The 13,920-nt window shown below is 41.5% G+C and carries 17 protein-coding genes; 10 read left to right on the top strand and 7 right to left on the bottom strand.

The annotated features are described in order from the left end of the window. The first annotated feature begins 10 nt into the window (after positions 1 to 10). From ACFS6H_RS11635 to ACFS6H_RS11645, 3 genes are all read left to right on the top strand, one after another. Positions 11 to 868 (top strand): helix-turn-helix transcriptional regulator, encoded by an 858-nt coding sequence (locus ACFS6H_RS11635; RefSeq protein WP_386098575.1) that lies wholly within the window; start codon positions 11 to 13, stop codon positions 866 to 868. Positions 869 to 1,002: 134 nt separating this feature from the next. Further along, on the top strand, positions 1,003 to 2,259 hold the full coding sequence (locus tag ACFS6H_RS11640; protein ID WP_386098578.1) for a hypothetical protein: 1,257 nt from the start codon (positions 1,003 to 1,005) through the stop codon (positions 2,257 to 2,259). 498 nt (positions 2,260 to 2,757) lie between these two features. Continuing rightward, positions 2,758 to 3,231, top strand: a complete 474-nt coding sequence (locus tag ACFS6H_RS11645) for a GAF domain-containing protein (protein ID WP_386098581.1) — start codon at positions 2,758 to 2,760, stop codon at positions 3,229 to 3,231. A gap of 104 nt (positions 3,232 to 3,335) precedes the next feature. Here ACFS6H_RS11645 and ACFS6H_RS11650 read toward each other — a convergent pair whose 3' ends face one another. The 7 genes from ACFS6H_RS11650 to ACFS6H_RS11680 all read right to left on the bottom strand — a co-directional run bounded on the left by ACFS6H_RS11650 (position 3,336) and on the right by ACFS6H_RS11680 (position 8,262). Further along, positions 3,336 to 3,677 carry a DUF3157 family protein gene (locus ACFS6H_RS11650; RefSeq protein WP_386098584.1) on the bottom strand — a complete coding sequence of 114 codons (342 nt, stop codon included), beginning with the start codon at positions 3,675 to 3,677 and terminating at the stop codon, positions 3,336 to 3,338. A gap of 37 nt (positions 3,678 to 3,714) precedes the next feature. Further along, positions 3,715 to 4,794: a hypothetical protein gene (locus tag ACFS6H_RS11655; protein WP_386098587.1), complete on the bottom strand. Its 1,080-nt coding sequence runs from the start codon at positions 4,792 to 4,794 to the stop codon at positions 3,715 to 3,717. 20 nt (positions 4,795 to 4,814) lie between these two features. Next, entirely contained in the window at positions 4,815 to 5,801 is a 987-nt protein-coding gene (locus tag ACFS6H_RS11660; RefSeq protein WP_386098590.1) for a DUF4407 domain-containing protein, read from the bottom strand. Continuing rightward, entirely contained in the window at positions 5,798 to 6,364 is a 567-nt protein-coding gene (locus tag ACFS6H_RS11665; protein WP_386098593.1) for a hypothetical protein, read from the bottom strand. The genes ACFS6H_RS11660 and ACFS6H_RS11665 overlap by 4 nt, the downstream gene beginning before the upstream one ends. Positions 6,365 to 6,385: 21 nt before the next feature. Continuing rightward, positions 6,386 to 6,658: an HNH endonuclease gene (locus ACFS6H_RS11670; RefSeq protein ID WP_386098596.1), complete on the bottom strand. Its 273-nt coding sequence runs from the start codon at positions 6,656 to 6,658 to the stop codon at positions 6,386 to 6,388. An 89-nt stretch (positions 6,659 to 6,747) separates the two neighbouring features. Further along, positions 6,748 to 7,275, bottom strand: coding sequence for a thermonuclease family protein (locus tag ACFS6H_RS11675; RefSeq protein WP_386098599.1), 528 nt, complete (start codon positions 7,273 to 7,275; stop codon positions 6,748 to 6,750). 69 nt (positions 7,276 to 7,344) lie between these two features. Further along, the gene (locus ACFS6H_RS11680; protein WP_386098602.1) at positions 7,345 to 8,262 is read right to left on the bottom strand and encodes a hypothetical protein; all 918 of its coding nucleotides are present in this window, start codon (positions 8,260 to 8,262) and stop codon (positions 7,345 to 7,347) included. Positions 8,263 to 8,621: 359 nt separating this feature from the next. Between ACFS6H_RS11680 and ACFS6H_RS11685 the strand changes: the two genes are divergently transcribed. The 7 genes from ACFS6H_RS11685 (at position 8,622) to ACFS6H_RS11715 (ending at position 13,814) form a co-directional block, all read left to right on the top strand. Next, positions 8,622 to 8,786 carry a hypothetical protein gene (locus ACFS6H_RS11685; protein ID WP_386098605.1) on the top strand — a complete coding sequence of 55 codons (165 nt, stop codon included), beginning with the start codon at positions 8,622 to 8,624 and terminating at the stop codon, positions 8,784 to 8,786. A gap of 97 nt (positions 8,787 to 8,883) precedes the next feature. Next, a complete protein-coding gene (locus ACFS6H_RS11690) occupies positions 8,884 to 10,527 on the top strand; it encodes a tetratricopeptide repeat-containing sensor histidine kinase (protein WP_386098608.1) in 1,644 nt (547 codons plus the stop codon). A 4-nt stretch (positions 10,528 to 10,531) separates the two neighbouring features. Beyond that, a complete protein-coding gene (locus tag ACFS6H_RS11695) occupies positions 10,532 to 11,197 on the top strand; it encodes a response regulator (RefSeq protein WP_386098611.1) in 666 nt (221 codons plus the stop codon). Between the two features lie 312 nt (positions 11,198 to 11,509). Beyond that, a complete protein-coding gene (locus tag ACFS6H_RS11700; protein ID WP_386098614.1) occupies positions 11,510 to 11,752 on the top strand; it encodes a hypothetical protein in 243 nt (80 codons plus the stop codon). A 62-nt stretch (positions 11,753 to 11,814) separates the two neighbouring features. Beyond that, positions 11,815 to 12,027 (top strand): hypothetical protein, encoded by a 213-nt coding sequence (locus ACFS6H_RS11705; protein ID WP_386098617.1) that lies wholly within the window; start codon positions 11,815 to 11,817, stop codon positions 12,025 to 12,027. Between the two features lie 92 nt (positions 12,028 to 12,119). Next, complete coding sequence (locus tag ACFS6H_RS11710; RefSeq protein WP_386098620.1) at positions 12,120 to 13,193, top strand: type I restriction endonuclease; 1,074 nt, start codon at positions 12,120 to 12,122, stop codon at positions 13,191 to 13,193. A gap of 66 nt (positions 13,194 to 13,259) precedes the next feature. Beyond that, positions 13,260 to 13,814: a hypothetical protein gene (locus ACFS6H_RS11715; protein ID WP_386098623.1), complete on the top strand. Its 555-nt coding sequence runs from the start codon at positions 13,260 to 13,262 to the stop codon at positions 13,812 to 13,814. The last annotated feature ends 106 nt before the right edge of the window (positions 13,815 to 13,920 follow it).

Below are 13,920 nucleotides of genomic sequence, written 5' to 3' on the forward strand. Positions count from 1 at the left end.
TTTGTCACGTATGTATTCTAACTTCCAAAGTTTTCAACCTCAGCGGGATATCCTGAAAAAGCATATTGCTTATTTCTATTTTGACCAGGCTGATGATGCCGGCTTTGAGAAAAAATACTCTTTCTTCCCCCATACTTATTCTACGCTGAGTTTTTACAAAAATGCTGTTATTGAACAAAACCATGACCTTTATAATATTGAATGTGGAAAGGGAAATAGTTTATTGCAATTGCTGACCCGCCAGCAAAGTATCAAAACCGTAAAACAAGAAGGCCGGCTGGATAAAATTGGTATTGTTTTTTATCCGCTGGGTCTGAACCATTTTATCCGGGAAGATTATCATGTGCTGGCTAAAGAAGATGTACAGCCGTTTTTACCGGCCAACGCTCACCAATGGGAAGATATGAGCGGTCAATGCTTTGCTGCTGCTGACATCAATGATAAAATTACTATACTCGAAACTTTTCTTGCTGCACAATACCGGGAAAAAGATTTTGAACATTTGTATACGGCAGTGGAGTTATTAGGCAATGTTACGGAACAGGAAACCATACAGGCTGTTGCGGCGAAGGCTTTTATGAGCCCGCGTAATCTCAACCGCTTATTTCAAAAAGAACTGGCCATGACGCCAGAGATCTTCCGGGTTATTTCACGCTTTCGTTATATTATGCAGCAAAAGGCGGTGTTGAAAAGAGATCAAAATCTAACCCAGCTGGCTTACGAAAGTGGTTATTTTGACCAGGCTTCCCTCACAAAAACCTTCAAACGGTTTACCAGTTTGTCGCCAAGACAATTTTTTGAACACTGTACCCTGGTGGGAGAAAACGGCACAGTCTGGTTTTTTTATGATACGAAGAATGTCGTATAAATACAATTTTTTAGGATTGCCGCTCATTAATTTTACGCCTAAAAACGATGAGATATTCTTTCCTTCTGTTTAATATACTGGTTGTTTGCGTGCTAACACTGAATGCGCAGAGCCGGTGGAAATCTTTTTTGGCAATGGATTCAGTTGCTTTAAAGAAACAGCTGAATCCGAAACAATATGGCCTGCAATCAAACTTTTATATAGATGAGGTGCATAAATTGGGTGCTGATAAACAGGTAACGGATTCAGCACTATATAGCCAGCTATCAAACTGGGCTAAATACCCTGTTCCTGCCAAAACAGGCATTATATGTGAATATATAGTACAGCTCGATACTAACTACACCGTACCATACCTGGTGTATATTCCCAAAAACTATAACCCGGCTGTAAAAACTACCTTGCTTATCTATTATAAAGGAGGATGGCTATCACGTAGTACAATACCCTCCGGTTACCCAAAGGAAATAATAAAAGATAATCCCACTCTTGACTACCTGGATGAACAGAACATTATTGAAATATTCCCCGTTTTAGAAAGTAAGCTGGCCATCTATGGAAACTATGGTTATTTACATCTTCAGCAAATGATCACCGCGGTAAAAAAAGTATTTAATATTGATGATAATAAAGTGTTCCTTGCCGGTTTTTCGGATGGTGGTAAAACGGTTTATTTAGCAGCCAATCTTGTTCCTGCAGCGTTTGCCTGTTTCTATCCTATTAATGCACCCATTGTGAGTGCGCCACAATTTCCCAATTATAAAAGCAGGCCACTCTTTTCGTTTGTGGCCGAAAAAGATGAACTGACGGAACCGCGTAGTATTTTAACGAAGGCCGCTTATGCTGCCACACTTGGTGCTGACTGGCGATTTTGGTTGTTACCTGAAAAAAAGCATAACTACAGGTCATACCAGCAGGATGTACTGCCCTTGATGTTCAGTGATATGAAAAGAAGGAGCAGGAATCCATTCCCGGCCACTATCAACTATCATAAAACCTACAACTACGAACTATTTACTGGCATCGACTGGATACAGGTGAGCGTAAACACCAATCGGCCACCTTCCCTATACCATCAGACAGATTCTGTTGTAACCTTCAGTGCCGATGGTGAGGAGAGACGATACCTTTATGGTGAGAAAACGGGGCAGGTTCATGCTGTTTACCTGAATAATACTTTTACCATCAATACCTCACAGGTAGATACAGTTACCATCTACCTGTCGCCGGCTATGGTTAATCTTCAGCTTCCGGTTACAGTGATCATCAATGGTAAGCAGGTATATCATGCGGTAACTGGAATTAACCGTTCGTTCATGATAGATCGGTTTATGGAGTATTTTGACAGGGAGCAATTATGGGTCAATAAACTGGTAATTCCTGTTCACTAACCCCGGCACTGCTACGGATCCGGCACTTTTGTTTAAGGAAGGTTATGTAGTGCCTTCTTTTTAGATCAATGCAAGAATTGTTCTATATCAGTCAATGATAATACGTTAGGTATAAACCAACCCGGTATATTCCTGTCCATGCGCTGCTGTTTTCTCCGGGTACAGGGTGTTTTTCTGATGTAAATACCATCTTTTTCCTCTTTCCGCCATGCAATGGTATGATGATATTTGCCGGATATTAAGAAGCCTCCAGGCCTGCTGTTCAATGCAGTGAACAGGCTATGGGTCATATAAATAATAAATTGCTGGTACAGGTTTCTTGGACGGTCTGCTATACCCGTGTATGATATTGTACATGGGTATTTTTTATAGCGTAAAGGGTTTATAGGCTCTTTGGGTATTTATTGTGTTTTTCTATCTTACCTGTATCACCTGACCCGGGAGCCAACAGGGGAATACATTTTAGCTGATATTAAAACGCTGCTTTATCTTTGCAAAATGGCAGAAGATCTTACCATTGCCTCCGGCAATAAAACCACGCAATATGAAACATTAATACCGCAGATAGCAGCCTTGTTACAGGGTGAGCCTGATCTGATCGCTAACCTGGCCAATACGGTGGCCGCCCTGAAAGAACAGTTCGGCTGGTTTTGGGTTGGTTTTTACCTGGTAAAAGGTGATGAGCTGGTGCTGGCGCCTTTCCAGGGACCGGTAGCGTGCACCCGTATAAAAAAGGGCAGGGGCGTATGTGGTAGTAGTTGGGCACAGGCCAAAACCCTGATCGTACCCGATGTTGAAAAGTTCCCCGGGCATATTGCCTGCAGTAGCTTATCGAAATCGGAGATTGTGATACCGGTTATCCGCAACGGTGAGGTAGTAGCTGTGCTGGATGTGGACAGCGATACCTATGACAGCTTTGATACCGAAGACGAAAAGTTCTTACAGCAGATTGTAGACCTGCTGTTATTTTAAGGCAAAGTGTATCATTAAATTATAAAGTAGCACAAACAATACAAGGCTGTTGCCGGAATATGGGTTCCGGCAACAGCCTTTTTCTATCCCGGGACTTACTGCTCTTAATGTTGCCAGCATCTTCCTCCCCCGGATACCTTACGCTGGCAGGCGCCGCCTTTTTTGGTAGGAGCCCCGCAGGTGGATGAGTAACCTGATTTACTGCTGCTACTGCTTTTGCCGCCAGAATGATTATTGGTTCCGGAATTATTTGTGCCGTTTGTCCTTGGCGTGTCTGTAAGCTCTTTGGAGAGGAGCTTTGGCTTATTATTGGTATAGGCCCAGGTCTTATTGTCGTATATGACAATGGTTTTACCATTTGATAAGGTAACTGTATCAATCTTCTTTTGCCCGCAGGCGATGGCAGAAGAGAGCAGTAAGAAAACGGCAACAAGGTTTTTTCTCATTTTTGTTGATTTAAGTATGATTGCGTAGATAATAATATCAGGTATGTTGCTGAAAGCTTGCCAGCATGTTCCTGGCCGTAGTAAGACTATCTATATAGTCGTGCATAGCCTTGTAAAATAAAACCGCATACTCTTTGTTACTAAAACTGAACAGTTCGTTTACACCATTATTGGAACGAATACTTATTTCACCATATTCGGCAATGGGTATCTGGTAGTTATCAGAAAAACGCCGGTCGCGGGAACCATCCTTATTTACTTTATACCAGGTATAACCTGCTATATGTGAATCCTTGGGTACGGCTTCGTCTTCAATAAATTTCTGGATGCGATAACTTATTTTAATATCAGTGTAATCAATCAGCGCAAAGTCATCTTTTGATTCATAAATGATCATGAAGGCCGGGAATATATACATATCACCGCCATTTATATTGTGCAGGCAAAAGGATGGGGTGGGGGTCTGTATGATGGGCAAAGATTTTTCCAGTAGTTCTATTTCAGACCGGGTAATGGTCGAGTCGGCTGCTGTTCTTTCTGCTACCCGGTTCGTACGTTTAGAACTGGTAAGGTCCCATTTTTTATGCGATTGTTTCAATAACAAAAATGCTTCCCGGAGATTTTTATACAGGTCAAAGTAAATATCCTCACTGTCAATTTCCAGGTTAATCACAGATAACTGAAGTTGTTCGGTCAATTCATTCATCTCTTCAGTAAGGGATGAGGTTTCGGCTTCGAGCCGAGCAATACGTTTTTTAAAGAAACGCTTTAACAGGACATGCTGGAGCCTGCTCAGCTTTTTATGTTTGTTTGTATATAATTGCCGGGCCTGGTTTAACAGCTGACCGGTATCTACATGTGATGCTGAAGCCTGTAAGAGTAAGTTTTTAAAATCCTGTAAACTGGCGGAAGTCAGCTTGTCTATAGCCGCACTTTTAATTTCGTGCTGAGCTTCATAAGGCTTGTGCAGTTGGTGGGATAGTTTTTCCTGCCGGCGTTTTAATTCTTCTGCCGGCGAGGCCTGCGGTAAAACGATATTGGTACTAATACCTTTTTTGCCATAGGATAATTTAATACCGGGAAAAGCTTTGAAATCCGGTCTGTATTTCCATTCCATATTGAAAGATTGATGATAGGTTAAGAAAAAGCGTTAGGCGGTTGTTCTTTGGTTTTCAGGTGGTTTAATGTTAGTTTCTTTTGTTCCAGCTGGTGGCCTACAATCAGGTCGTAATCCGATTTTTCATCCCCTACTTTACTAACCACCACAAACAGTTCAAGCGACATTAAAAACACGAAGAGAATCGAATAAAAAACCAGTGCGATCGGCTTCTCGATCAAAATTTCAAGAATAGCATTTAACTCTTCCAGAAACCCTTGTTTTGATTTTAATTCCTCCCTCAGTGATCCCTCCGTTTGTATTTTCTTCAGCGAGTATTCTTCTTTTTGCTTACGTAATTCTTCCAGGTGATTATTGTTGATCTCGGCCTCCTTGGCTTTTGGATTGGATATAGGGGTAGTAGAAACTGTTCGCTGTGGCAGGGTAATGATACTGCCGTCCGCCTGTTTCACCTTTGAATGGGTTACACTGGTAGAAACGGTGGTGATGGTAGGACGTTTGGATATCTCTTCGTATAACTCCAGGTTTTTTTTATCCAGTGAATCTATTTCCGTTTGTAATTCCTGTAATTTTTTGTCAATAATAGTGAGCCGGTTGGGTAATTGTTCATTTACCTGGCGGTCTACTATCTGTACCATCTTTTTTTCTATATCATCTTTAAAAATGGTTTGATCCAGTATTGCTGATCCGAGTATGGCCATGATAAAAGCGATGATAAAACGGAAAATGGCCAGCCCCCTGTTTTTACCGATCGTTAAAATGATCTGCCGTTCTATTTGTACAATGATGACAACAAAGATTACGGACACAATAAGACAGGCCCACCAGGGAGCATTTACATACCTTTCGGCAAATGAATAGCCGATAAAAGCCCACAGAATAATTAATATCAATATGGCAGAAGCATATTTTTTTAATTGCTTTCTGCTGGCTTCCGTACAGGTTCTGAGGATCTGGTAATTCCAGCCTGTTAGTAAGCACGCGGTTTTTATCCACCAGTTTTTCATAATGTAGTATCTATTTTTAAACTGTGTAAGGAAAGGGATGCCAGTCCGCGGGTAAAGCCTACCTCGTAAGACTTAAATAAGCCGGTCATATATAAGGCTTCATTTTCAAGGTCTTCTTTCATACGGTTTAACTCCTCCACATGTTTCTCGTAGGTTATTTTTTTTGATCTTAATAACTCTACCACATCCGTTAACCCGGCCTGTCCCCGGGAGTGAATATGAAAATCAATCTCCCTTAACATATCCTCATACTTTAGAAAAACCTGCTTGAACTTTATCTCCAGGCTGCTGCGGATGATCGCTATATTCGACTCCTTATAAGATTTATCGGGGTTGGTCAGCGCATCGGTATAAGCTTTGTTTTCATAGTCTTCTTTTAAAAAACCATAAATGATATCGATAGGCAGTTTGGAGCCGTATTCGAGTGAATGCAGTCCGTTTTCTCCGGTAGGGTCGGAATTGTCTATAAAATCTTCTTCCTTTATCTCAGGAAGTTCTGTCTTTACGGCCGGTAGTTCAATGACTTCCGGCTTTTTAGTTTTGAATATGTCAAAAAAGCCCATTGTGTTAGTTTATGGCGGTGATTAAATATATTTTATTGGTATTTTATAACGGTAGTGTCCTCTGCTATGACAACTTTCGCATAAAGTAGTTAGGAGGTTGTCATGATAATCCCAGGGGTCCACATGTTTGTGTAAGCGCTTGATGATATGGTACTGTTTGTGGTGAACATGCAGTCTCCCTTCGTTCTTACCACAAATGGTACATTGATTACTGTCGCGTTGTAAAATACGTTTGCGCTTGGCGATCCATTTCGGATCAAAAAGTTTTTCTCCGTAGTATACCTTGTCTGTCATGGTTGTCTTTATATATGGTGTGCTAAAATCTGCAGCCAAGATATAAAGCGGATAGGCTTTGTTTTTACGGGAAACCGGAATAGCCTGTGTTATCTTTTTTTTCTCCATAACCAGGGGGCCACCGGCTCTGTGCCGGACCATATACCCACACCTTCTTCTCTTGCCGTAATTTCCAATGCGGCATATACAGCGTTGTCAGAATATTTTTTATAATGCCAGGCAAGCCCGTTTTTAACTAATTCCATATTTACATTTCTGCCGTCATCAAGCAGGATCTCTGCGATCAGTCTTTTATTACGATCGTATACATCTTGATGCAGTATGGTCACATACTTGCCAAAGCAGAGATCGGATGCAAATTGTTTTGCCTGCTGACTGAAGGGTTGTTTTTTCTCCGGGCAGTCAATATGGGCCAGTCTGACGACCAGTTCTTGCCGGCCGGCCAGTAAAACAAAAGTGTCACCGTCTTTGATCCGTACTACTTTATAAGTTGTTTGGTAGGATGGGATATTGGCTCCGTATTTAAAACCAGGTGCAGGTGGTTTTTCTTTTCTTCCGAAAAAATGAATGCAGGCTGCCAGTATAAACAGCAAAATAATAATACGGCTGGGGAGCATATGTAATGTCTTTTGCACAAAGTATACATGCCCCGGGAGCGGAGGTGAGGGAAAACCGTAAAGCCGGGATTAATTTGTGCGGGAAAGAATATACTTGTCAATGATATAGGCTGTGGCGGGTTTCAGTCTTTTTTTAATCTCTACAGGATGCATGCCATCAGCTGTATAAAATTCAATGTCGCCACCGTTTTTTATATACCATACCCTCCCTACATGATTTTGTGTGATCGTATCCGGCCGGGTAATCTTCCGGAAATGCTGCAGTTTAAAACTGTCCAGTGCAATGACTAAGCCGTCTTTTTTATCCTGACAGGATACCTGTTCATAATGATCGCCTGTCCAGTACATACAGGCTTCGGGGCCGTTCAGGGTTTTTCCCATAACCATGGGTGTATCGGATGTAGATTTATTGCTGTTGTATATTATATATATACCGGTGATAACAAAAATCAGAATGCTCGTATAAATTCCAATCTTTTTTAAAGAATGCTTTTTGGGGGAGCTGTATACAGTATGTTCAGGCTCCGGTGGTATGGGAGGAACTTTCCCTCCTTCTTTTTCTTTGGGTGGAATTTTGTCCGGTTGCTCTTCATTTGATGGATTAGTCTCCGTATTTGTAAAATCTTTTGACAAAGGGCTATTGAAAACATCAAAAGGCCTGGGTTCAAAATTAATCAGCCAGGCAAGTAGTTCAATATTAATATCATCAGTTTTTCTTTCCGGGTTTCGTAAAATATTGACAAGAGGTCTAAAACGATCAATATCACATTTGTCAATGAGTTTTGGATATTGAGTAATGTCATCAGTAGGGCCAAAGAAAAACCTTAATATATGCTCATCTTTTCTTTTAAATCTTTCTTTAAAAACAAGCAGGCATTCGTCTCTCAGTTTGGCTGGGGTCGGATGGACTAATGCAGGTGAAAGAGCGCTTGACGCTCTTTTAGTTTTATATTCTTGTAGAACTTGTTTTGCGTAAACTGAAGACATTGCTATAAAAATTTTAAGTACAAGAGCCGGAATTATCGGAATTGCTCCGGCATAATCGGAATCTATTCGGAATTGCCGGAATTATCGGAATCGTTTGCTAATCAACGTATTACCCCCTTCTATCTTCGTTTTGCGAATCGGTTAAAACTCCTTTGCTAAGAGTTGCACTGTACAGGGCCGGTTTCGCAACGGTATTGAAAACGGTCGTTGAAAAAAGGATGGGAAGCCTCTTTAAAAGCTTCCGCAATCAGTACCACTCCCACTTCCCGCAACAGGTAAGTAGCGCTGCTTACCCACTATCTCCTGCACCGGCCTGTTCGCCGGCAGCAGTATCCATTCATAATTAAAAACTTAAAAAAATGATATCGTTGATATTAGCATTTTGGCTGTCCTTTTTTGCAGGACAATGTGATACAAACAATAATAATGATGAAACTACCATCATCGTCATGGGTGATGATGATACCGGTGGAGAAACAGGACATATTCCTCCTACTCCTCCCATCAAACCTCCCAAACCTTAGTATTAACTAAGCAATGTTTAATAAGGCAAGATCTGTTCTTGCCTTATTTTTTATCTACAATCTGCCAAATGTATTATTTTTAAGACAAATAATTGTTGTGAGAAATTTATTATCCTGCCTGCTGGTAGCTGGTCTGGCCTTATATATCTTATCCTGCGGCAAGATACATAAAGTAGATCCTATTATCATAGCAGAAGACTATAAAAAAGGAGAATCACTTTTTAATGAAGGGAATGATTCGGCTTTTTATTACTTCAATCGTTCTGCCAGCAGATCAACCGATAGTTTACAAGTGGCCATGGCTTATACTTATATGGCTATCATTCAGGCATATGCCGGCGACAACCTGGGTAGCCAGGAAAACCTGTTGCAGGCACTGAAACTGATGGATGAAAATGATGAAAGAGATCATCATGTGCTGCTGTCCTGTTATAACCAGCTGGCCAATGCAAACCTGAATATGAAGAACTATGAAGTTGCTATCACTTATTATGATAAGGCTTTGAAACTCATAGAAGATAAGCCATTCCGGTGGATCACGCTCAATGGCAAAGCCGTGGCTTATCAAAAGCTGAAACAGTACGACGAGGCATTGGCTATCTATCATGCTATATTAAATGATACGGTTACCAACCCCAAAGAGTATGCAAGAATTATCACCAACAGGGCTTATACCGGTTGGTTAAAAGATGCCGCCTATCCTGCAGACCGGGAGATGAAGGAGGCACTTCTTATACGGGAACGGGAAGAGGATCAATGGGGGTTGAATACCAGTTATGCCCGGCTGGCAGATTATTATGCGGCCTCAAAGCCAGACTCGGCCTTGGTATATGCCGGTAAAATGCTGGCTATTGCTAAACAGCTCAACAGTCCCGATGATGAACTGGAAGCATTACAGAAGCTGATCCCCTTAAGCGCCGCCGCCGCTATGAAGCAATACTTTGAGCGCTACCATTTCCTGAATGATAGTTTACAGGCAAGCCGTAACAATGCCAAAAACCAGTTTGCGTTGATACGTTACGAATCGGAAAAGCATAAAAACGAGAACCTGGGCCTGCAGAAGGAAAATGCCGAAAAGAAATTAGACCTTATTATTCAACAGGTGAGTTTTGCTGGGGCGCTTGTACTGGCGGTGATCGCATTCTGGTGGTACAGAAAACGTAAACAGCAGGCTATCCGGGAGCAGCAATTTAAAACATCACAAAAGGTTCACGATGTAGTAGCGAATGGATTATATAGTATCATCACAAAAATTGAGCATCACCCGCAAATACAAAAAGACCAGCTGCTGGATGACCTGGAAACGCTTTACGATCGCTCCAGGGATATTTCTTATGAACCGGCGGTAACCGTTTCGCAGGATTACCATGAGGAGATCGCCAGCCTGCTTAGCTCTTTTAGTGCTGACAATACCGCCGTATCCATTGCAGGCAATACACCTGCATTATGGAGCCGGGTGTCGGCAAAAGCCCGGAATGAGCTTAAACATATCCTGCAGGAGTTAATGGTGAATATGAAAAAACATAGCGCTGCACAAAATGTCGGTATTAGGTTTATGCAGCAGGAAAAACAGCTTGAAATACGGTATACGGATGACGGAGTAGGCCTGCCCCAGGGCTTTAATTATGGTAATGGTCTTACCAGTACGGAAAACCGTATTAAAAGTATTGGAGGGCATCTTAGTTTTGGCCAATCGGCATCAGCCGGTTTAACAATCCATATGTTTATTCCAATTGCTTAATTAAATGATTCAAAAAATACTAATTGCCGAAGATCACGAGAGTGCCAATATTTCTGTGCAAAAAACACTGGAAGAGCTGGGTGTCGTCAACCCGGATTATGTTTACTATTGCGATGATGCTTTATTAAAAATTAAAAAAGCAATAGAGGCAAATGACTCCTATGACCTGCTGATCACGGATCTTTATTTTGAGAAGGATTATCGTCAACAACAAATTGACAACGGTGAAGCCCTGATCGAAGCCGTGCGCAAACTGCAGCCGGATATTAAGATCCTGGTATTCTCTGCAGAAACCAAACCTGCATTGGTACAAAGGTTGTTTAAACAGCTGCATATTGACGGGTATGTACGTAAAGCCCGGGGGGATGCCAGGGAATTGATGAAAGCCATTAACAGTATTAAAGATAACCAGTCCTATATTCCGGCATTTGTAGCCGAACAGGCCAGGCAAAAAAAAGCGCATGACTTTACAACATATGATATTACTATATTGTCCCTGATGGTGTCGGGAAAGAAACAGCAGGAGATAGCAGATTACCTGAAAGAGCATAATATACCCGCTGCGGGCTTGAGCAGTATTGAAAAGCGACTAAAGTATATTAAGGAAGCGCTTGATTTTACGACAAATGAACAACTCATTGCACATTGTATTAAAATGGGGATTTTATAATTTAGGGTTATTAGAAGACTGCTTTCCGGTTTTCCGTAAAATAAGTCTGAACACCTGTTCTACTTTTAAGGCATCAACTAAAATTAATAAAGATGTCAAAAAGGTATTATGTCAACAAAAAGGCACAGGCCAATGGAGATCATGAAGTGCACACGCATGATTGCGTCTACCGGCCTCAGCCAGCTAACGTGCTTGATCTGGGAATACATAGTCACTGCCGTACGGCTGTAACGGAAGCTAAAAAACATTTCAGCCAGGTTAATGGCTGTAAGTACTGTTCCGGAGATTGTCATACCCAATAAACGGTGTTGTATGAAATTCGGATACAGGAAACCCTCTTTTAATAAAAGGCTGGCAGCGAGGACTTCGGTCAAGCGATACCTGCGGCATTCCATGGGGTGGAAGGCGCCTAAAGGTTGGGGCTGGCTTACTGATCCTAAGAAAGCGGCTTATAATAAAATATACAATAAAACATCGGCGGGTTGCCTGGTGATACTCCCGGTTATAATGGGGATGACCATGTTGCTGCTTTTGCTGGTTATTAAAAATATATAAAGCCTGTTGCTACCGGAGAACATCATTCAATTTATAACTGCTTATCAATATGTAACAATTGAATGAAGTCTGTCCTCTTATTATTCCTGCTTTCCGGCAGTATTGCCTGTAATACAGCCTCCACGGTGGTATACCTCTGTGATAGTACTGCCGCGCGGCGCTATCATTACCGGCAGGACTGCCGCGGATTAAAAAACTGTGGCTACCAGGTCCGTGAAGCCACTATTGATGAAGCCCGGGAAAAAGGTAAAACACTTTGCGGTTGGGAGAAATAATCATTCCGGCACCAATTGTTTACTGAATGAGGTTATGATACTCACGGGCCTTTCTATTACTATTTATCCATCATTTTGCTGTTAAAATTATTATGGAGTCTGATTTAAAACTAAAACTGGAGCAATTGCACCAAAGAGTGGATGCCCTGAAAGGCCAGATCAATACGGAAGAAGCAACGAAAAATGCTTTTGTGATGCCCTTCATCCAGATACTGGGTTATGATATCTTTAACCCTACGGAAGTAATTCCGGAATTCATTTGTGATATTGGTACCAAGAAAGGGGAGAAGGTTGATTACGTGATCAAAAAAGGGGATGAGCCTATCTTAATCATCGAGTGTAAACACTGGAAAGAAAATGCAGATGCACATAATTCCCAGCTACACCGTTATTACCATGTATCCAAGTCGAGGTTTGGGGTGCTGACCAATGGGCATATTTATAATTTCTATGCCGATCTCGAGAGACCGAATATCATGGATGAAAAACCATTCTTTACACTCGATCTTTCTAACTTAAAAGATGCCAGCCTGAAGATATTGGAAAACTTTACCCGTAAAGGTTATAACCTGGAAAACATCCTGGATTCGGCAGAAGCGTTAAAATACATCAAAGCCATTAGAAGCGAATTTGAAAAAGAGCTGCAGGAGCCTACGGACGATTTTGTACGACTGCTGGTAAACCGTTTCTTTGATAAAACCCTTACCGCCTCACGCCTGGCCACGTTTAAAGAGTATACACGTAAGGCACTTTCTAACTCCATCAACGAATCCATTAATTTCCGGTTAAAAAATGCTTTGAGCATTAATGATACGCTCCCTTCCAAAGAGGAACAGCAGACAACGGCAATTGATGACAATACAGATGGACCGAGAGTCGTGACTTCTGCGGAAGAAATAGAGGGCTCGCAGATTGTAAAAGCTATTTTGAGGGAAATTATACCTGCCGGCAGGATCGCATTCCGGGATACCCAATCTTATTTTGGTATCCTGCTGGATGATAATAACCGCAAACCATTATGCAGGCTGCATTTTAATTCTGCTAACAAATACCTGGAACTGTTTCATCAGGGTAAAGATAATGGTGAGAAAAAACTGCTCAACTCGCTCGATGATATTTATATGCACAAAGCTGAATTATTGGCTACGATAAAAAACTACGAATAAGCTCACATAAACGAACCGGTAACCAGGAAAAGTTATTTTACGGGACCCGGTCGCTGAAAACACACGATGTACAAACTTTCGCCACATTTTGTTGCTTTTAGTCAGCTATCACCTGTTCGTCAGGAATACAGTGATGCGGTTAAAAGCATTATAGCCCTGCTGGTAAATGGGTGGAATGCACCTACGGACCTGAAACAAATCCTGCAGGCAAATCATATAGGGGTTGTGGAGAGCTTAAAAATAGAAGCCTTGGACATGCTGGTCGCTTATGCCTGGTATATCCTGGAGGACCATCACATTAACGAGGCGGAGTATGCTGATTTTATAGCGCTGAAAAGAGTATTTAAAGTGAAAGAAGGTGATTTCTTTAAATTCAGGCAAAGTGAATTACAGGATATCCTGCGTGTACAATTTTATAAAATTTACAGTGATGACAGGGTGGATACGATAGAAGCCTTAACCAAGGTAAACCTGCAATCATTATTTGATCTGAGTTATGAACAGTTTGAACTTTTCAAACAGGACAGCGTGATATTTTCCCTGTTAAAAGGTGCGGATCCCTTACAATTGGATATTGCTAACGTATCAAAAGACTGGCTGCGTAAATGGCCCCGGCAGTAGCCAATATATATCACCGGGAAATGCCTCTGCATGGAATAGCAGGTATGATCGTCATGTTTTATGAAGATTATATTAATTATATCTTTAACTATCTTCGTTTTTTATA

The organism is Terrimonas rubra, from assembly GCF_042686025.1.
In the GTDB taxonomy this organism is placed as follows: Bacteria; Bacteroidota; Bacteroidia; order Chitinophagales; family Chitinophagaceae; genus Terrimonas; species Terrimonas rubra.